Source organism: Paenarthrobacter sp. NPDC092416, from assembly GCF_044755025.1.
Classification (GTDB): domain Bacteria; phylum Actinomycetota; class Actinomycetes; order Actinomycetales; family Micrococcaceae; genus Arthrobacter.
The window spans coordinates 166,609-185,147 of the sequence record NZ_JBIVQG010000010.1; the positions used below are offsets into that span (position 1 = coordinate 166,609).

The window sequence follows — 18,539 nt, forward strand, 5'->3', positions numbered from 1 at the left end:
CTGTGGTCCCGGGCCACCGGGAGGCGGGCGCGGATGCTCTTGGGGTTGCACCTAGACTTGGGGCCATGAACGCCGAAATCGTTGTGACCATCCTGTGCGGCCTTGCCATCGCAGTGGGTGTCGCGGGGACCATCATTCCCATCCTTCCGGGCAGCATCCTGATCGGCGTGAGCTTGCTGGCGTGGGCGATCTGGGGCGGAGCGGGCGCGCTCGGCTGGGTGGTCTTCGGCATCGGGTTGGTGTTCGTGGTGGCCGGAATGGCGGCAAGCGCGGTGCTTACCGGACGCAAGCTGAAAGAACATGGCATTCCCAACAGATCGGTCCTCGTCGGCCTGGTCCTGGGCGTGGTGGGGATGTTCGTCATCCCTGTGGTTGGGCTGCTGGTGGCGTTCGCCGTCGGGCTTCTCCTCAGCGAGGTCCAGCGGACACGCAACTTTCCTGCGGCCCTGAAGTCCAGCGGCGCCGCCCTCAAGGCAACCGGCATCGGCATCCTGGTGGAATTCGGACTCGCGTGCGCCGCGGCCAGCACGTGGATTATCGGGGTGTGGATCAACGCCGTGAGCGGTTAGGCAACTTCCCGCAAGGCATGCGCGGAGATGGCACTTCAAGCCCAAACATGGGGGTGAAGTGCCATCTCGGCGGAAGGGTTCGGAGGTCTTTGCCCGGTTAGTGGAGGAGTGGTACCTGGACCTGTGCGGGGCGGAACGTTGCACCGGCTCCAGGGAATTGTGGGACGTCGATCCTGGCGTGTGTGTGGACTTCCTGCACGGTGTCCTTGGTGTGCTGGGCGATCTCGGCAAGCGTGGTGACCCACATGCCGTCCAGCTCCTTGACCCGTTCAATCAGCTGCTCCAACGCCACCGCGCGGGAGGGCCGGCCCGAAAGGAACGGGTGGTTGGTCAGGACGAAGCAACTGCCCTGGGAATGGTGCGCCTGTGCTTCGAGGATCCACATTTCAAGGGCCTTGGCCGGACTCTCGATCACTCCGCTGCCGGTGACTCCCGGATAGAACCCGTACTGCTCCCAGTCGTCCAATGCCCAGTCGACCGGGATCTCCACAATGTCCCGCGAGTCGCCCTCGGCAACTGCCATGCGGTAGGGGGCATCGCCGTCGAGCAGGCTTGAATCGTAGAGGAACCCGCGGTCGGCGAGCAGCGCAGGTGACTGCCAGTTCAACTCCCACCATGGCGCCCGAAAGCCCACCGGGCGAACGCCGGCAACGTTGGCCAGGGCCTCCAGGCCGCGGTCGATGTAGCTGGCTTCCGTGGCGGCGTCGATGCCCTGCATTGGCTCGTGAAGGTAGCCGTGATGGGCGATCTCGTGTCCGCCATCCGCGATCCGCCGGACCACGTCGGGGTAGCTTTCCGCCGTGAAGCCGGGGATGAAAAACGTCCCCTTGATGTCTTGGCGGTCCAGGATCTGCAGCAAGCGCGGCACGGCGATCTTGGGGCCGTACGACTGGTGGCTCATGAGGGACATGCGCCGCGTGCTGGAAGGATCGTGGGCAATCATGCAGGACTCGGCGTCGACGTCGAAAGTGAAGGACGCTGCCGCATGGTAGCCCTCGGGCCACGTGATCGGATGGAGCGAATCAGCGAAGGCTTGCTGGTTCATGCTGTGGTCCTTTCGGGAACTGCCTGCTGCGTGGCTGGCACGTGGTTTGAATCGGCGAGCAAGAACTTTCGGTGGACCCTCGGGCCCATGATTGCGTAGGCGGCTGCGCTGGTGAGTCCGCCGGCCAGCCACGAGAGGTCCCAGCCGCCAAGGGCCACCGCAATGGGACCCTGCATGATGGGGATGAGGCCGTACATGAACAGCCAGGTAGCTACGATCCCGAGCAGCAGGGATGCGATTCCGGCCCAGTTGACCGCAGGAAGCCTGTGCGTTCCGACGCCGTCGAATAACCGTTCGACTTTGCCGGGCCAACGCTTCTCGAGCCAGAAGAAATGCACCAGCATGACGCCGGCCCAGGCAGCCACCCAGGCGACCAATCCGATCAGCCAAGCATCCAGGACCGAAGCGAAGTCCTCCTGGAAGATGAAGAAGACCACGGCGAGCAGGGAGAAGACGCCTACGAAAAGATTGAGTTTGCGGCGATTGATCTTGATGTCGAGGGCCTGCGTGGTGACGGAGAAGGTGTAGATATTCAGGATGTTCGTGGCGATGGGGCCGTGCAGCACCATGAGGAGAACGGGTAGTGCCAGGGTGCCGAAGTTTTGGACGATCAGTTTGCCGGGGTCGATCTCGCCGCTGTTGGTCGCGAGGCTCGCGCCGAGGACGCCGAGCCAGACGACCGGAATGAACTGGCCCAGAACGGACGCCAGGTAGACCTTGCGCTTGGGAACGGACGTGCTGACGAAGCGCGAGTAATCGGCAGCGTACGTGAACCAGGTGATGCCCCACCCGATGCCGATGGCGGTCATGACGGCTGTCATGGCTGCGATCCGCTCGGAACCTTCCAGGATGTTGCCGGCGGGACCTGCGTAGCCCCAATCGATCTTCATGCCGAACCACGCGACGGCGGACATGATAGCCAGGATGATGATGGTGGGCGGGACAGTCCACTTTTCAAAGGTGGCAATCGCTTTGTAGCCGAACCAGGCAATGGCGACCTGGGCGGCCATGATCGCGGTGGCCACACCAATCTTCCAACCGTAGTTTTGGGCGGTCGGATCAACCCAGCCCAATGTTCCAAAGAGGGCCATGACCAGGTCCAGGATGACCCACGTGTTGACCGCGCACCACCCGATCACCAAAAGGGATTGAATCGCTGCCGGAAGGTAGTTGCCGCGGCGGCCAAAGGCGGCACGGGCAAGGACCATGCCGGTGGCGCCGGTCTTCTGGCCCAGGAGGACGAAGCAGCCGAACAGCAGCATGCCGATCAGGTTTCCCAGGACCAGGACAATGACGGTGTCGGCGAATCCAAGGCCGAGGTGGATTCCGAGTGCCCCCAGCACCCAGTTGATGGGAGCCAGATTTGCGCCGGCCCAGATCCAGAACTGTCCGGAAACCTTGCGTGTGCGGTCTGACTCGGGGATGGGTTGCAGCCAGGCTTCGCTGTCATGGTCCGGCGCCGTTGCCGGACCTGACTGCGCTGATCCTGTCTGCGCTGAACTTGATGGCGCTGGGGAGAGGTTGTCTTGCATGGGGAGAGCCTCCGTGTGTGAAAGGGACCCTTTCAGGTTATGTGCCACAGATCACAGCAACAAGATACGATGTGTCTAAAGAAACTCTCTTCAACATTACGGAGTGTCATGCCTATTCTCTTGGGCGAGGCGTTGGAGCACGCGACGCTGAAAGCTGCGGATCCACGGCTGCTCAATGCAGTGGAGGACGCCCTTTCCCGACCCGTCCGATGGGTCCATTCCAGCGAGGTTCTGGACATCGCGCCCCTGTTGCGCGGCGGTGAATTGCTGCTCAGCGGCGGCCAGGCGCTCGCGTTGGAAACGGCTGAACGGCAGGCCAGCTACGTTCGCGAACTTGCCGCAAGGGGTATCGCAGCCTTGGCGCTGGAGACAAGTCCGGCGTGGCCAGTGGTCCCGGCGCGTATGTTGGAGGTTGCCGAGCAAGCCGGCCTGCCGGTGATCGAATTGCGCCATGTGATCCCGTTCGTGGGCGTTACCCAGGCCATCAACTCACTGCTCGTCAGCGAGTCCGTGGAACTGCTGCAGCGTGGTGACCAGGCCAGCCATGCCATGGCAGCAGAACTCGCCCATGGTGCCGGACTCGATCAGCTCCTTGCTGTCTTGGCGGCAAGGACCGGTGCCGGCGCAAGGCTGGTATCGCCGTCGGGCCTGACGCTCGGCGCCGCAGGTGGCACCTCATTCTCGGACGACGGCGGAACCGTCACCACCGTTGACGTGCCCGTCCGTGGCGTCCTTGCCGCGCGCCTCGAGCTCGAAGTGCCCGACGGCGGAGACAGTGCCCTCGCGCGGGTGGCAGGCGAACGCTCCGTGGACATCCTTGGCCTGGCGCTGCTGCAGCGGATGCCGCCCGGGTTGAAGGAATTGGCGGGCATCGAGCTCATGCGTGCCATCAATTCGGGGACCCAATCGTGGCAGCTGCAGCAACTCGGGCCGGCGTCGGGCTTTGCTGTGAACGGTCCGGTAGCAGCTGTGGTGATCCGCTCATCGGGCGCGGGGCACCTGCGGCCGGCCGTGGATGCGCTGCTCAATGCGAGCGTGCCTCACAGCGCCAGCTATGCCAACAACGCTGAGCTGATCGCGCTTGCTTCGCTGGGTGATGGAGCTTCCGGTCGGCTTGTGTTGATGGAAGCGCTTCGGGGGCTGGAGGTAACGGCCGGGTCAGCTGTGGTTGTCGGCCCGCCAGGCAGCGGCATTGCTGAGGCGCCGTGGTCGCTTGCTGAGGCGCGTCGCACCCTGGATCTGGTGCCGGCTGGTGCAAATGCGTCCGTCATCGGCGATGTGGTGGATGCCGAGGCTTTCGCGGTGGAACGCCTCGCCGAGGAGCATCTGGAGGCGGCCACGCGTGAACGGTTCGTCCGGCGCCAACTAGGGGCCGTCGTCGAGCATGACCGCCTGAGAAAGTCCGAGCTCCTGCTGACGCTGAGCGTCTGGCTGGACACAGGCTGCAACACGGCCCAAGCCGCTCGCGAACTGCACCTGGAGCGGCAGTCAATGCACCACAGGCTTCAGCGGATTTTTGAACTGTGCGGGGGAGATCCCCGCGGAACGGGCCGGCTGGCCGCCCTCCACCTGGCGGCGAGGTTGGCCCGTCTGTGACGCTACATGCCCGCGCCCGGGGGCGATGAAGATGGGCCGATGCCCCCAGTATGCCTGCGGTCTTAGGCGCCTTCGAGCACTTGGCTGGTGGCCCGGGTGAGGTATTTGGCGGCGTTGGCGACGGCGTCGGCGATGTCCGGGACGCCGTCGTTGCGTTGGACGATGTCCAGCAGTTGCGCCGCGGCCACGATGCCGTGCTTGGCGAGGTCTTCGGGTGTGACCAGGATCCGGCCGGCGACCACCACCACGGGGATGCCATGCACGCTCGCGGCGTCGGCCAACGCGATCGGCGCTTTGCCGGTGAGGGATTGTTCGTCCATGGACCCCTCACCGGTGAGGGATTGTTCGTCCATGGACCCCTCACCGGTGATCACCAGATCGGCCTGGCCCAAGTGCTCGGCGAGACCGGTCAGCCCGGCGACCAGAGCGAACCCGCCTTCCAGCGCGGAGTCCGTCAAGGCAAGGAACGACGCCGGGAACCCGCCTGCCGCCCCGGCTCCGGGGACGTTGACATCCCGGCCCGTGGCTTCGCGCAGGAGCGAGGCCCAGTTCCGCAGGCCCGCGTCGAGCTTCTCCACCGCGGGATCGTCCGCGCCCTTTTGCGGACCGAAAACATACGCGGCACCCTCGGCACCGAACAGCGGGTTGCGCACATCCACCGCGATCCGGAACCTCGCCGTGGACAGCCGCGGATCCAGCTCCGAGACATCCAGGGCAACCACCTCGGCCAAGGAACCACCACCGAGGGGCACCACGTTCCCGGCAGCATCAAGGGGCTTGAGCCCCAGCGCCCGCAACGCGCCGCTGCCGCCGTCGGACATGGCCGAACCCCCCAGGCCCAGCACGATCTCAGTGGCCCCGGCATCCAGGGCCGCGGCAACCAGCTGGCCGCACCCATAGCTGTGGGCCCGCAACGCATTCTCCGGCGTGGGCTCCATATGCTCCAACCCGGAGGCCTGCGCGGTCTCGATCACCGCCGTGGCACCACCAAACGCATCCTTGCGGATCGCCCACGAAGCACCCACCGGGTGAAGGATCGGGCCAACAACAGCGGTGTTCCGCTCCTCATACCCCGCAGCAATCGCAGCATCCAACGTGCCCTCACCACCATCGGCAACCGGAAACTGGGTGGTCACCGCATCCGGATAGACCCGCAGCACACCCTCGGCCATGGCAGAGGCAGCCTCCGCAGCGGTCAGGGAACCCTTGAACTTGTCCGGGGCAATGAGAATACGCATAGGTCCGTCCTGTCAGCACGGGTTGTGAAGAAAAGTACGAGCCTCGTCCTTCGGGACGGGGCTCGTACTCATTCTTGCTTTTTGTCGGTGGGCAGGCGGGCAGCTGTCGGATTCTTCCAAGGAAGCCAGCCCGCCCCTCGCCTTAACCGATCGGTGCGGGCGGTTGTTCGCCGCTGAGCACGGCAAGCGCGTTGTCGTTGGCGAGCATCGCCATCGCGGTGCGCGTCTCCACTGTGGCGGAGCCGAGGTGCGGCAGCAGTGCCACGTTGTCGAGCTCCAACAGTTCCGGGTGCACCCGGGGTTCGTGCTCGTAGACGTCGAGCCCGGCTCCCGCGATTGCACCCTCGCGAAGCGCAGACGCCAGCGCGGCTTCATCCACGATCGGTCCGCGCGCGGTGTTGACGAGGAATGCCGTGCCCTTCATCGCAGCGAGCTGCTCGGCGCCGATCAGGTGATGGGTGGCAGGACCGTAAGGGCAGTGCAGCGAGACGACGTCGGATACGGCCAGGAGCTCGTCTAGATCAACCCGGCGGGCGTCCAGTTCGGCGGCGATCGCAGGATCGATCTCGCTGCGGGACTGGTAGACGATCTCCATACCGAAGGCCTTGGCCCGGCGCGCCGTCGCCTGGCCGATGCCGCCCATTCCTACGACGCCGAGGGTTTTACCCTGCAGGCTGGACCCGAGCAGGAAGAACATGCCCCACTTCCAAGCCTGGCCGGAGCGGATGAGCCGTTCACCCTCGCCGAGCCGGCGGGTCGCCATGAGGATGAGCCCGAATGCGATGTCGGCTGTGGCTTCCGTGAGCACGCCGGGCGTGTTGGTGGCAACGATCCCGCGACCGGTGCAGGCAGGAACGTCGATGTTGTCATAGCCGACGGCGACGTTCGCCACGACTTTGAGCTGTGGGCCCGCGGCGTCGAGCAGTTCGGCGTCGACGCGTTCGGTCAGCAGGCTCACGATCGCATCGGCGCCAGCCACCCGGCGCAGGAGCTCCTCGCGGCCAATGGACTCCGGGCCGGACCAGGCATCGACCTCGTGCTCGGCGCGCAGCTTTTCAATCGCAGCGTCGGGGATGCGTCCCGTGACGACGACCCGGCTCATGCTGCCACGATCCAATCGCGCAGGCGGCCGAGGCCTTCGCGGATATCGGCGACGTCGATCCCCGAGTAGGCGAGGCGGATGTACTGCCGCTCTTCGCCGGGCTGGCGTCGGCCGAAGTGCTCACGTGTGCAGAAGGAGACACCGGTCTTGTACAGTGCGTCGCTGGCGAAGTCGCCGACTGCCGTGTAGCCCATTTTCGCCATGACGTCGGTGACGTCGGGGAACAGGTAGAACGTCGACTGTGGCACGGCGACGTGCATGCCTGGAATGGAATTCACGAGCTCGCATGCGGCATCCCGGCGTTCGCGGAGGATGTCGAGCATCTCTTGCACGGGTTCCTGCGGACCGCGCAGTGCCTCAATGCCGGCCCACTGCACGTAGTGCGTGGTGCAGGACTCGTCGTTGGTGTTGAGCGTGCTGAGAACTTGGGCGATCTCGAGTGGTGCGACGGCGCAGCCGAGGCGTGAGCCGGTCATGGCGAACTTCTTGCTGAAGGTGTAGAGGATGACCGTGCGCTCGGCCATGCCCGGAAGGGCCGCGATCGAGCTTGAGACTCCCTCGTAGCGCGTCTCGAAGTACGCCTCGTCGGAGAGGACCCAGAGGTTGTGCTCTTGGGCGAGCTGGGCAATGGCTTCGCGCTCAGCCGCTGTGGATTCCGCAGAGATGGGGTTCTGCAGGTCGTTGTAGATGATCGCGACCGTGTTGGGGGTGATCGATGCCCGCACCTGGTCCAGGTCGATCGAGAAGCCTTGGCTCGTGGGAAGGTAGCGGTACGGCACGGCCGTGCCACCGAGGTACTCGATCTGGGATTCGTAGATCGGGAAGCCCGGGTTCGGGTAGAGGACCTCTTGGCCGGGGTTCATGACCGCCTGCAGGAACTTGGTGATGACAGGCTTGCCGCCGGTCATCACCACGACGTTGTCTGCAGAGAACGTCATGCCGCGCCGTGAGCCGATGTCCTCGGCGAGGGCTTCGCGAAGCTGGGGGATGCCGGGACCGGGGCAGTAGCCCGTGTAGCCGTCAGCGATTGCCTTGGTCATGGCCTCGACGATATGCGGGGCCGTGGGGATGTTGATGTCGCCGAGGTGGAAAGGGAAAACACGGTTCCCCTTCGCCTTCCAGGCGGCCGCTGCTTGGGCGACGCTGAAGGCGGTTTCTGTGCCCAGCCGTTCGAGCCGGTGCGCGAGTTGCTGCATGCTGTTTCACTCCTCATTGAGTTGATGAAGGATCCCCGGCAGACACGGGCCCCATCACTTAATATTTCAGTTGCATATCAGGTCAAATCCGGTGGATGACACTTTGACAGCGCAGGTTCGCTGCCCTCCGATGGTCCAAAACATCGAAGAGCAGCGAACCCGCGAAGCGCCCGCCACCAGGCGGGCCGCCCGCCATCAAGCGGGCAAACAAGGCCCTACTTCAACACGATCGTCCTGTTCCCATTCAGGATGATCCGACCTTCGCAGTGCCAGCGAACGGCGTTGCTGAGGGCCTTGCATTCTGTGTCCCGACCGGCGGCTACGAGATCGTCCGGCCCGAACGTGTGGTCCACTTCCACTACTTGCTGGGCGATGATGGGTCCTTCATCCAGCTCGCCATTCACGTAGTGGGCGGTGGCGCCCACAGTTTTCACACCACGTGCGTACGCCTGGTGGTACGGCTTGGCACCCTTGAAGCTTGGCAGGAACGAGTGGTGGATATTGATCGCGCGGCCATCCAGCTTGCGGGCCAGATCGTCGCTGAGGACCTGCATGTAGCGGGCCAGCACCACGAGTTCCACGTTCAACTCGTCGATGATTTCCAGCAAGCGCCCCTCGGCGGCAGGCTTCGTGGCAGCCGTGACAGGCACGTGGAAGAACGGAATCCCGTGCCATTCCGCCAGGCCTTGGTGGTCGGTGTGGTTGGACACGACGCCAACCACTTCGATGGGCAGTTCGCCGATCCGCGCACGGAACAACAGGTCGTTGAGGCAGTGCCCGAACTTCGAGACCATGATCAAGACGCGACGCTTGGAACCCTGACGTTCCAGCTGCCAGTTCATGCCGTATTTCTCGCCTACCGGGGCGAAAGCGGCCCGCAGGGCATCAAGCGTGGAGGTGTCGCCGTCGGACTCGAAGTGCACGCGCATGAAGAAGTGCGCCTCGGCTCGATCTCCGTACTGTTTGTTGTCGATGATGTCGCAGCCGTGCTCCAGCAGGAAGCCGGACACGGCGTGCACGATTCCGGGACCTTCGGGGCAGTCCAAGGTGAGGACGTGCTCCACGGTTGTTTTTCCGGCAGGGGTAACAGAGGTTTCAGTTTGGATGGCAGTCATGGCTAGCACTCCACTACGTTGACGGCGAGGCCTCCACGGGAGGTCTCCTTGTACTTCGATTTCATGTCGGCCCCTGTTTCGCGCATGGTCTTGATGGCTTTATCCAGGGACACTTTGTGGCTGCCGTCGCCGTGCAGGGCAAGGCGGGCGGCGTTGATGGCTTTCACGCTGGCGATCGCGTTGCGTTCGATGCAGGGGATCTGCACGAGTCCGCCGACCGGATCGCAGGTGAGGCCCAGGTTGTGCTCGATGCCGACTTCGGCGGCATTCTCCACTTGTTCCGGCGTTCCGCCGAGGACCTCGCAGAGGCCGGCGGCGGCCATGGAGCAGGCGGAACCCACCTCGCCCTGGCAGCCTACTTCGGCACCGGAAATGGAGGCGTTGATCTTGAACAGAATCCCGACGGCGGCTGCCGCGAGCAGGAAGCGCACGACTCCGTCGTCGTTCGCCCCCGGAACAAACCTGGTGTAGTAGTGCAGGACTGCCGGCACAATGCCGGCCGCCCCGTTGGTCGGTGCGGTGACGATCCTGCCACCAGCCGCGTTTTCCTCATTGACGGCAAGGGCGAACAGGTTCACCCATTCCATGGCGAGGAGCGGGTCTGCAGGATTGGATGCAGCTCCGGCGGCCTTGTTTGCGGCGTCGGTGGCGGCGAGTGTCTTGAACAACGACGGCGCCCTCCGCCTGACCTTCAAGCCTCCCGGCAGGATTCCCTCGGCAGAGCATCCGTTGTCCACGCATTCCTGCATGACGGCCCAAATGCCCAGCAGACGTTCACGGAGTTCTTCCTCGGAGCGCCACACGAGTTCGTTGGCCAGCATGATGTCCGAGATGGACTTGCCTTCGCGGTCACAGATGGCCAGCAGTTCGTCGGCAGTGGTGAAAGGGTAGGGAAGCGCCGTGTCGTCCGCTACCACCTTGTCGGCGCCTGAAGCGTCGCCGTCCACCACGAATCCGCCGCCGATGGAGTAATAGCTGCGTTCCCGGAGCACATTGCCCGTGTGGTCCAGCGCTCGGAAAGTCATGCCGTTGGGGTGTGCCGGGAGGGACTTGCGGCGGTGCAGGACCACGTCTTCGTCCCAGTTGAAGTCCACCCGGTGGCTGCCGCCCAAGCGGAGTTCGGCGTCGAGTGCTGCTGCTGCCACTTGGTCGTCGGCCGTGTGGGTATTCACGGTTTCGGGGGACTGGCCCTGCAGTCCAAGCACCACGGCCTTATCCGAACCGTGGCCCCGGCCGGTGGCGCCCAGGGAGCCGAAGAGCTCAGCCTGGACGCGCACCGTGGCCTGGAGTTGGCCGGACGATTCAAGACCGTCCGTGAACTGCTTTGCCGCCCGCATCGGGCCGACCGTGTGTGAAGACGACGGCCCGATGCCAACGGAAAACAGGTCAAGCACACTCAGTGCCATTAGGGGACCTCGGCGGAGGCGTACTCCCGCATGGCGTCCAGGAGCCAGCGTCCCAGAAAATCGGCAAACGAGGCCCGGGGAAAGATCCGGTACGTCTCGTCCGAGGCCTTCCAGAGCATCACGGGGATGTGGGCAAGCTCAGTAGCCAGCGCCGTTCCGGTCTTGAAGGTGCGGGGGTGCAGGTCCAAGGCGCAGGTCTTCTCAAGCACTGCGCGGGCACGGGCTCCGGAGAGTTCGAACGTGGTGCGGTTGGCGGACAAGTCCACCACCTGGCCAGCGTCGCCGCCCAATGCCGTGGTCAGGTCGCTGACCAAGGAACCACCCAGCGAGTCGTGGGCTTCCTCGGGTGCCACCACAAGGAACTCGTCCGGTCCGAGCCACAGCGTGCTCACGGAACCAGACACCGTCACCTCACCGCAAGCGGCAGGCAAGGTGCCGGTCACGGACGCAATACGACTACCGGCGTCGGACGCCCGGTCAACACGGATCCCCACCATGGCCTGGTACGGGATTTCCGTGAGCGATACCGTGCCCGGCACGGAGCCGGAGATGAAAGCCTCGGCCAAGTGTTCGGCCGGGCTGCGGCGGGCAGCCTTGACGCGGCCGACGTGTGCGGTTTCTGCTGGTGTTGCTGTCTCAGCCATCTTTGCGGGTCCCTTCAGCATCGAAAAGTACGGTTTCGCCAACAACCACGTCCACCAATTGGTCTCCCAGCGAGGCCACCAGGGTCTCACCGATGCGGTTGCGGCCATTTTGAATGAGTGCCAGGGCGAAGGAACGGCCCAGCGCGGCGCTGTGGTAGCTCGAGGTCACGAAGCCTTCCATGGGGACGGGTCCGTCGGCCGGGTTGACGGGGATGCCCTTCTCCACGAGCTGGGTGCCTTCGGGCAGGCGCAAGGATCCGTCCACGGGAAGGACGCTCACCAGGTGCTTGCGGTCTTCGCGCTGGGCATCTTCCCGGAGGTAGGAGCGCTTGCCGATGAAGTCCTTGGCCTTGGAAACGATCCAGTCCATGCCGGCGTCCTGTGGGGTCACCGTGCCGTCGGTGTCCTGACCGACGATCGGGTAGCCCTTCTCGGCGCGGAGCACGTGCATGGTTTCCGTGCCGTACGGGGTGATGTTGAACTCGGCACCGGCGGCAGCAACGGCTTCCCAGGTGTTGAGTCCGTACCAGGATGGCACGTTGATTTCGTAGGCGAGTTCACCGGAGAAGGAGATTCGGCAAACGCGTGCCTGGACTCCGGACGCCAGCGTGGTTTCGCGGAACGTCATGAACGGGAATGCCTCAGCATCCAGCCCACCGTTTTCGGCGAGCTGCGGGGCAACCTTCGCGATCACGGCGCGGGACTTCGGACCGACCACGGCGATGGTGCTCCACTGCTCCGTCACGGACGTGCAGACAACATCGAGTTCCGGCCACTCCGTCTGGTGCCATTCCTCCAGCCAGTCCAGCACCTTGGCGGCGCCTCCGGTGGTGGTGGTCATGAAGAAGCGGTCCTCGTCCAGGCGCAGGGTCACGCCGTCGTCGAAGATCATGCCGTCCGGCGTGCACATGACGCCGTAGCGGGCGGAACCCGGAGCGAGCTTCTTGAAGGCGTTCGTGTAGACGCGGTTCAGGAATTCGCCCGCGTCCTTGCCGCGGATTTCGATCTTGCCCAGCGTAGTGGCGTCCATGAAGCCCACGGAATCGCGGACTGCGGCGCATTCGCGCAGGACCGCCGTGTCCATGTCTTCGCCGCCCTGCGGGTAGTACCAAGGGCGCTTCCACTGTCCAACGTCCTCGAACAGCGCACCCTGCGCAACATGCCACGGGTGGATGGACGTCTTGCGGGCGGGGTCGAACAGCTCACCGCGCTGGCGGCCAGCCAACGCCGCGAAGGCGACCGGCGTGAACGGTGCACGGTAGGCGGTGGTGCCGATCTCGCCGACGCCGGGAACGCTTTCAGCGCCGCCGAACTTGAGCGCCGCTGCGATCACGCCGATTGCGTTGACGCCGGAGGTCTTGCCTTGATCGTTGGCGGTGCTGATGGAGGTGTACCGCTTGACGTGTTCCACCGAGCGCATGCCGGCTCCGGTGGAGCGGAGGACATCGGCTACCGACTGGTCGCGCTGGAAGTCAACGAAGTGGTGGTGCCACTCGCCGGGCTCGCCCTCCTGGGCGGGGACCAGCCAGAGCTGGCGGCTCGGTGCGCTGGCTACAGGAGCCTGCAGTTGTGCCGGGGTCACGTCGGAGTCGAAACCGGCTGCGATGGACGCTGCAGCTCCGGCCGAGATGCCTTCCGCCAAGCAGTCCTGCAGTTCGTAGGTGCCACGGCCCGCGCCTACAACCTGCTGGTCCCTGACCGGCTTGGCAGGAACGAAAGCAGCGAGCTCGTCGTCCCAACGCAGCTTGCCTTGGCGCTGGCTGTGGAGGTGGACCACCGGGCTCCAGCCACCGGAAACGGCAAGCAGATCGGCGGCCAACTGTTCGACGCCCGACGTGAGTTCGCCGTCGTCGTTAATGCTGCGGACGGTGACGCCATTCAGGCGGCCATTCGCATCCGCGCTGGTGTCCGCCACGGCGCTGCCGATCAGGACCCGGATACCGGACTCGACGGCGGCAGCTGCCTTCGCGCTGATCTCCGGACGGGCATCGACGACGGCGGCAACGGCCACGCCTGCTGCCTTCAGGTCTGCCGCCAGTGCGTAAGCGGAGTCGTTGGTGGTGGTGATGACGACACGCGAACCGGCGGCGACCGCGTAACGGTTCAGGTAGGTGCGGGCGGCCGAAGCGAGCATGATGCCCGGGCGGTCGTTGTTCTCGAAAACCAGCGGACGCTCGTGGGCGCCCGGAGCCAGGACGACCTGCTTGGCGCGGATGTGCCAAATGCGCTGGCGGGAGACGCCGGAAGCGGCCGGGACGCTCAGGTGGTCCGTGCGGTTCTGGGCGGCGATGAAGTAGTTGGAGTCGTAGGAACCGAACGCAGTGGTGCGGTTCAGGACCGTGCATTCCGCGGCAGAAACCAATTCGGCCTCGACGTCGGCAACCCATTCCAAGGCGGGCTTGCCTTCTACCAGGTCTGCGAGGCTTCCGGCCGTAGAACCGGACAGCAGCGAGCCGCCGAGTTCGGGCTGGTCGTCGATCAGGATAACGCGGGCGCCGGTCCGGACTGCCTCGCGGGCTGCTGCCAGGCCTGCGATACCGCCGCCGATCACCAGGACGTCCGTGTGGACGTACTTCTTGTCGTACTCCGCTTTGTCCTCGGCAGGGTCCAGCTTGCCCAAACCGGACAGAAGCTCAACGTTCATGCCGTCCACCAGTGACACGGCGGTGGCCGGAAGCATGGATTCGGCAACGTGGCCCGGGAAGCGCGGTGCGATCTTGACCAAGGCGTTGGACTCTTCCACGCCAGCGGCCATGATGCCGCGCGGGCGGTCCTCGTAGAGGGAGTTGCCGGCGTTGATGTGGCCGTTGGCCAGCAGCGCCGAGGCGATGGTGTCGCCAGGGTGGCCGGTGAATTCCTGGCCGTCCACGGTGAAGCGCCAAGTGATGCTGCGGTCGATGCGTCCGCCGGTGGCGAGGCGTGCGTTCTGGCTGGTCACTTCTAGACTCCTTCCGAAGAGGTGGATGTGGGGGCTGCCGTGGGTGTGGTGGAGGCGCCCGGGGCAAGGCCGGATTCGGTGTCAGGTCGGCCCTGTCCCATGGCGTAGATGGAGTGGATGTCGTAGCTCACGGTGTCCCGCAGCATGTTGAACCACTTCCGGCACCCGGTGCTGTGCACCCAGCGCTCGGCGAAGGTTCCCTTGGTGTTCTCGCGGTAGAAGAGGTACTCGGCCCATTCGCGGTCGCTGAGATCGTTGGGGTTCAGCGGGTAGGCGACGTGCGCCTGGCCGCCGTAGTGGAATTCGGTTTCGTCGCGTGGCCCGCAGTTGGGGCATGAAATGAGGAGCATGTCTTTCCTGTCCTTCGCTTAGTGGGCCACGGCTGCTGCGCCGTGTTCGTCGATCAGCGCGCCGGTCTCGAAGCGTTCCAGCGAGAAGGGCTTGTTCAGTTTGTGCGGGGCGCCAGTCGCGATGGTGTGCGCGAACGTCAAGCCGGCCGCGGGAGTGCCCTTGAATCCGCCGGTTCCCCAACCACAGTTGACGAACATGTTCTCCACCGGGGTGGTCCCGACGATCGGCGACGCGTCCATGGTGGTATCCACAATGCCGCCCCACGTCCGGAGGACGTGGGCCCGGGCGAAGATCGGGAAGAGCTCCACGGCAGCTGCCATCTGTTCTTCGATCACGTGGAACGAACCGCGCTGGCCGTAGCCGTTGTAGGAGTCCACCCCTGCGCCCATCACCAGCTCGCCCTTGTGTGCCTGCGAAACGTACACGTGGACGTGGTTGGACATGACCACCGTGGGGTGGACCGGCTCGTGCAGCTCAGACACGAGTGCCTGGAGCGGGTGCGACTGGATCGGCAGGCGGAAACCGGCCATCTCGGCCAGCACGGAGCTGTGGCCGGCGGCGCAAAGCCCCACCTTTTCGGTGTTGATGGTTCCACGGGTGGTCTGGACGCCGGTGACGCGGTTCCCGTCCTTGATGAAGCCGGTGACTTCACAGTTCTGGATGATATCCACGCCGAGTTCGTCGCACTTGCGGGCGAAGGCCCAAGCCACGTGGTCGTGCTTGGCGATGCCTGCACGCGGCTGGTACGTGGCGCCCATAACGGGGTAGCGGATGTTGTCGCTGATGTTCAGGATGGGGCAGAGTTCCTTGACCTGCTGCGGGTCCAGCCACTCAGCGTCCACGCCGTTGAGCCTGTTGGCACCCACACGGCGAACGCTTTCGCGAACGTCACCCAAAGTGTGGGCCAGGTTCATGACGCCGCGCTGGCTGAACAGGAAGTCGTACTCGAGCTCTTCCGGGAGGATTTCCCAGAGCTTGAGGGCGTGCTCGTAAATGGCGGCGCTCTCGTCCCAGAGGTAGTTGGAACGAATGATGGTGGTGTTGCGGGCCATGTTTCCACCGGCCAGCCAGCCCTTTTCCAAGATGGCGATGTTGGTCATGCCGTGGTTCTTGGCCAGGAAGTAGGCCGTTGCCAGGCCGTGCCCGCCGCCGCCGACAATCACGGCGTCGTAGCTCTTCTTCGGTTCCGGGTTGCGCCAGAGGAAGTCCGGGTGCTCGGGGAGGTGGTCTGCACTCACTGGGCTGCTCCAATCATTTCTGCTTCGAGTTCGGTTGCGGCGCCATTGCCGTTGTTGGAAAGGTGCGGGTAAAGCGGGAACTTCTCTGCCAAGGCGGTCACGCGGCGGCGGAGTTCGACGGCGGTGGAGTCGTCCAAGGTGACGTCACCTTCGGTGCTGCCTGATTCAGTACCAGCTTGGGTGCCGCTGCTCGCTGCGGCGATCAACGCCGTCGCAATGATGTCCGAGACTTCGGTGAAGTCCTCAGCACCGAAACCGCGGGCGGCGAGGGCCGGCGTACCGATGCGCAGGCCCGAGGAAACCATCGGCGGGCGGGGGTCGAACGGGACAGCGTTGCGGTTGACCGTGATGCCGATGCGGTGCAGGGTGTCCTCGGCCTGCTGGCCGTTGAGGACGGAGTGACGGAGGTCGGCGAGGACCAGGTGAACGTCTGTTCCGCCGCTGACAACCGAGATGCCGGCTGCAGCTACGTCGTCTTGGAGAAGCCGCTGCGCAAGGATCTTTGAACCCTCGAGAACGCGGACCTGGCGTTCCTGGAATTCCGGCTCGGCGGCCATCTTGAAGGCCACGGCCTTGGCGGCGATGACGTGCTCCAACGGACCACCCTGCTGGCCTGGGAAGACGGCGGAGTTAACCTTCTTGGCGATGTCGGCGTCGTTGGTCAGGATCACACCACCGCGCGGACCGCCGAGCGTCTTGTGGGTGGTGCTCGTGACGATGTGGGCGTGCGGCACGGGGCTGGGGTGGAGACCTGCTGCGACGAGACCCGCGAAGTGGGCCATGTCCACCATCAGGTAGGCGCCCACCAGGTCCGCGATGCGGCGGAATTCAGCGAAGTCCAACTGGCGGGAATAGGCGGACCAGCCGGCGACGATCAACTGCGGCTTGCTCTCGAGGGCGAGGCGCTCAACTTCAGCCATGTCTACGGTGTGGGTGTCCTCGCGGACGCCGTACGGGACAACCTTGTACAACTTGCCGGAGAAGTTGATGCGCATGCCGTGGGTCAGGTGTCCGCCGTGGGCGAGGTTCAGGCCCATGATGGTGTCGCCCGGGTTGATCAGCGCGTGCATCGCAGAGGCGTTCGCCTGGGCTCCGGAGTGGGGCTGAACGTTGGCGAATTCCGCGCCAAACAGGGACTTCAAGCGGTCGATGGCAAGCTGCTCGATCACGTCAACGTGTTCGCAGCCGCCGTAGTAGCGCTTGCCGGGGTAGCCCTCGGCGTACTTGTTGGTCAGCACCGATCCCTGGGCTTCCATGACGGCCGTGGGGGCGAAGTTCTCAGAGGCGATCATTTCCAGCGTGGACTGCTGGCGGATGAGTTCCAGGGCGATCGCCTGATCGACCTCCGGGTCCGCCTGTGCGAGCGGGCGGATCAGCGGTTCAACCATGGTGTTCTCCTTCAAGTACTTGTCTAGTGGCCGACTGTTAGGCAACTGATATATTAGAACTGTTGCCATAGTATGTTGAAGATCACATGGTCGTCAACAGGTCTGCGGTAACTCATCCAGCAGACTGAAGTACGAGCAACGGGAGAGAGCAATGAGCGCCGCATTGGAAGCACTGGAGTCAGCCCCGCAGGGTACGTCCCTGGCGGATAACGCCTACCTGCTGCTGCGTGACAGGCTCATCATGCTCGACATCAAGCCCGGCGACCCGATCAACGATGGCCAGATCGCGGCCGAACTCGGCATTGGACGCACGCCCGTCCGTGAAGCCATCAAACGCCTTGAAAGCGACCACCTGGTGGTGTCGTATCCGCGGCGCGGCACGTTTGCTACCGGCGTGGACATTACCCAGCTCGCGGAGGTCTCCGAGATCCGCGAGCTGCTGGAGCCGCTCGCATCCAGGAAGGCTGCCCGCATGGCCAGCCCTGCCATGCGTTCAGAGCTCCGCGCTGTCGCTGGTGCAATTCGCGATCTTGAAGGCCAGGACAATTCCTCCCAGGAACTCATGCGCTACGACATCCAGGTCCACCGGTTGATCTACAAGGCTTCGGCAAATGCGCACCTCGAGGACGTGCTCATCCGGTACGACAACCTCGCCACCCGGATCTGGTGCCACATGCTCGACAAGATGCCGTCCGTTTCCGGTCACATCTCGGAGCACGCCGACCTGCTGACCGCCATCGCCGACGGCGACGAAGACCGCGCCGCCGAGCTCGCCCTCCATCACGTGGTCAGCTTTGAGGAAACCATCCGCAAGGTCCTCTGACCCTCTTTCATGTCCCGCGGTGTTTGGGCCGATCCTCTTTCACGTCCCGCCCTGTTTGGGTGGACCCTCTTTCACGTCCCGCGGTGTTTGGGTGGACCCTCTTTCACGTCCCGCGGTGTTTGGGTGGACCCTCTTTCACGTCCCGCCTGTTTTGGCGCGCCGCTTTGAAGAGGCCGGCGCCGCGGCCGCGCGCTGACAATCAATCGTTGAAGCCCGACGTCGACGCCCAACCGGGTGCCGACGTCGGGCTTTCTTGTGGCACCTGAGAGTGTCCCTATGTTGTTCGTCAAGGGGTTTGGGGTGTTTTGGGGTGGTAGAGGCTGCCATCGCGGAGCATGGCGAAGAGGGTGTCGCAGCG

At 64.6% G+C, this 18,539-nt stretch carries 15 protein-coding genes; 3 read left to right on the forward strand and 12 right to left on the reverse strand.

The window, feature by feature from the left end; all coding sequences use genetic code 11:
- The first annotated feature begins 65 nt into the window (after positions 1 to 65).
- On the forward strand, positions 66 to 569 hold the full coding sequence (locus tag ACIQC5_RS17980) for a DUF456 domain-containing protein (RefSeq protein ID WP_400285384.1): 504 nt from the start codon (positions 66 to 68) through the stop codon (positions 567 to 569).
- Positions 570 to 666: 97 nt separating this feature from the next.
- Here ACIQC5_RS17980 and ACIQC5_RS17985 read toward each other — a convergent pair whose 3' ends face one another.
- Both ACIQC5_RS17985 and ACIQC5_RS17990 read right to left on the reverse strand, forming a co-directional pair.
- Positions 667 to 1,614, reverse strand: a complete 948-nt coding sequence (locus ACIQC5_RS17985) for a polysaccharide deacetylase (protein WP_400285387.1) — start codon at positions 1,612 to 1,614, stop codon at positions 667 to 669.
- A complete protein-coding gene (locus tag ACIQC5_RS17990) occupies positions 1,611 to 3,146 on the reverse strand; it encodes a purine-cytosine permease family protein (RefSeq protein ID WP_400285389.1) in 1,536 nt (511 codons plus the stop codon). Before ACIQC5_RS17990 ends, ACIQC5_RS17985 begins: the two co-directional genes overlap by 4 nt.
- 108 nt (positions 3,147 to 3,254) lie before the next feature.
- Here ACIQC5_RS17990 and ACIQC5_RS17995 point away from each other — a divergent pair, with 108 nt between their 5' ends.
- Complete coding sequence (locus ACIQC5_RS17995; RefSeq protein ID WP_400285392.1) at positions 3,255 to 4,742, forward strand: PucR family transcriptional regulator; 1,488 nt, start codon at positions 3,255 to 3,257, stop codon at positions 4,740 to 4,742.
- Positions 4,743 to 4,804: 62 nt separating this feature from the next.
- Here the strand turns inward: ACIQC5_RS17995 and ACIQC5_RS18000 are convergent, their stop codons facing one another.
- From ACIQC5_RS18000 to glyA, 10 genes are all read right to left on the reverse strand, one after another.
- A complete protein-coding gene (locus tag ACIQC5_RS18000; RefSeq protein WP_400285395.1) occupies positions 4,805 to 5,980 on the reverse strand; it encodes a glycerate kinase in 1,176 nt (391 codons plus the stop codon).
- A 142-nt stretch (positions 5,981 to 6,122) separates the two neighbouring features.
- Positions 6,123 to 7,082, reverse strand: a complete 960-nt coding sequence (locus ACIQC5_RS18005; protein WP_400285397.1) for a 2-hydroxyacid dehydrogenase — start codon at positions 7,080 to 7,082, stop codon at positions 6,123 to 6,125.
- On the reverse strand, positions 7,079 to 8,278 hold the full coding sequence (locus tag ACIQC5_RS18010) for a pyridoxal phosphate-dependent aminotransferase (protein ID WP_400285400.1): 1,200 nt from the start codon (positions 8,276 to 8,278) through the stop codon (positions 7,079 to 7,081). The genes ACIQC5_RS18005 and ACIQC5_RS18010 overlap by 4 nt, the downstream gene beginning before the upstream one ends.
- A 215-nt stretch (positions 8,279 to 8,493) precedes the next feature.
- On the reverse strand, positions 8,494 to 9,393 hold the full coding sequence (gene purU, locus ACIQC5_RS18015) for a formyltetrahydrofolate deformylase (protein ID WP_400285403.1): 900 nt from the start codon (positions 9,391 to 9,393) through the stop codon (positions 8,494 to 8,496).
- Positions 9,394 to 9,395: 2 nt separating this feature from the next.
- The gene (locus tag ACIQC5_RS18020) at positions 9,396 to 10,799 is read right to left on the reverse strand and encodes an L-serine ammonia-lyase (protein WP_400285405.1); all 1,404 of its coding nucleotides are present in this window, start codon (positions 10,797 to 10,799) and stop codon (positions 9,396 to 9,398) included.
- The gene (locus ACIQC5_RS18025) at positions 10,799 to 11,443 is read right to left on the reverse strand and encodes a sarcosine oxidase subunit gamma (protein ID WP_400285408.1); all 645 of its coding nucleotides are present in this window, start codon (positions 11,441 to 11,443) and stop codon (positions 10,799 to 10,801) included. Before ACIQC5_RS18025 ends, ACIQC5_RS18020 begins: the two co-directional genes overlap by 1 nt.
- Positions 11,436 to 14,381, reverse strand: coding sequence for a sarcosine oxidase subunit alpha family protein (locus ACIQC5_RS18030; RefSeq protein WP_400285411.1), 2,946 nt, complete (start codon positions 14,379 to 14,381; stop codon positions 11,436 to 11,438). The genes ACIQC5_RS18025 and ACIQC5_RS18030 overlap by 8 nt, the downstream gene beginning before the upstream one ends.
- Before the next feature lie 2 nt (positions 14,382 to 14,383).
- Positions 14,384 to 14,731: a sarcosine oxidase subunit delta gene (locus ACIQC5_RS18035; protein WP_400285414.1), complete on the reverse strand. Its 348-nt coding sequence runs from the start codon at positions 14,729 to 14,731 to the stop codon at positions 14,384 to 14,386.
- Between the two features lie 18 nt (positions 14,732 to 14,749).
- A complete protein-coding gene (locus ACIQC5_RS18040; RefSeq protein WP_400285417.1) occupies positions 14,750 to 15,970 on the reverse strand; it encodes a sarcosine oxidase subunit beta family protein in 1,221 nt (406 codons plus the stop codon).
- A complete protein-coding gene (gene glyA, locus ACIQC5_RS18045; protein ID WP_400285420.1) occupies positions 15,967 to 17,358 on the reverse strand; it encodes a serine hydroxymethyltransferase in 1,392 nt (463 codons plus the stop codon). Before glyA ends, ACIQC5_RS18040 begins: the two co-directional genes overlap by 4 nt.
- 151 nt (positions 17,359 to 17,509) lie before the next feature.
- Between glyA and ACIQC5_RS18050 the strand changes: the two genes are divergently transcribed.
- Positions 17,510 to 18,181: a GntR family transcriptional regulator gene (locus ACIQC5_RS18050; protein ID WP_400285423.1), complete on the forward strand. Its 672-nt coding sequence runs from the start codon at positions 17,510 to 17,512 to the stop codon at positions 18,179 to 18,181.
- The last annotated feature ends 358 nt before the right edge of the window (positions 18,182 to 18,539 follow it).

Bases quoted from the DNA above. Each gene is read 5' to 3' on its own strand.
- ACIQC5_RS18010 (WP_400285400.1), bottom strand. From the start codon at position 8,278: ATGCAGCAACTCGCGCACCGGCTCGAACGGCTGGGCACAGAAACCGCC.
- ACIQC5_RS17995 (WP_400285392.1), top strand. From the start codon at position 3,255: ATGCCTATTCTCTTGGGCGAGGCGTTGGAGCACGCGACGCTGAAAGCT.
- purU (WP_400285403.1), bottom strand. From the start codon at position 9,393: ATGACTGCCATCCAAACTGAAACCTCTGTTACCCCTGCCGGAAAAACA.
- glyA (WP_400285420.1), bottom strand. From the start codon at position 17,358: ATGGTTGAACCGCTGATCCGCCCGCTCGCACAGGCGGACCCGGAGGTC.
- ACIQC5_RS17985 (WP_400285387.1), bottom strand. From the start codon at position 1,614: ATGAACCAGCAAGCCTTCGCTGATTCGCTCCATCCGATCACGTGGCCC.
- ACIQC5_RS18025 (WP_400285408.1), bottom strand. From the start codon at position 11,443: ATGGCTGAGACAGCAACACCAGCAGAAACCGCACACGTCGGCCGCGTC.
- ACIQC5_RS18035 (WP_400285414.1), bottom strand. From the start codon at position 14,731: ATGCTCCTCATTTCATGCCCCAACTGCGGGCCACGCGACGAAACCGAA.
- ACIQC5_RS18050 (WP_400285423.1), top strand. From the start codon at position 17,510: ATGAGCGCCGCATTGGAAGCACTGGAGTCAGCCCCGCAGGGTACGTCC.
- ACIQC5_RS18005 (WP_400285397.1), bottom strand. From the start codon at position 7,082: ATGAGCCGGGTCGTCGTCACGGGACGCATCCCCGACGCTGCGATTGAA.
- ACIQC5_RS17980 (WP_400285384.1), top strand. From the start codon at position 66: ATGAACGCCGAAATCGTTGTGACCATCCTGTGCGGCCTTGCCATCGCA.
- ACIQC5_RS18000 (WP_400285395.1), bottom strand. From the start codon at position 5,980: ATGCGTATTCTCATTGCCCCGGACAAGTTCAAGGGTTCCCTGACCGCT.
- ACIQC5_RS17990 (WP_400285389.1), bottom strand. From the start codon at position 3,146: ATGCAAGACAACCTCTCCCCAGCGCCATCAAGTTCAGCGCAGACAGGA.
- ACIQC5_RS18020 (WP_400285405.1), bottom strand. From the start codon at position 10,799: ATGGCACTGAGTGTGCTTGACCTGTTTTCCGTTGGCATCGGGCCGTCG.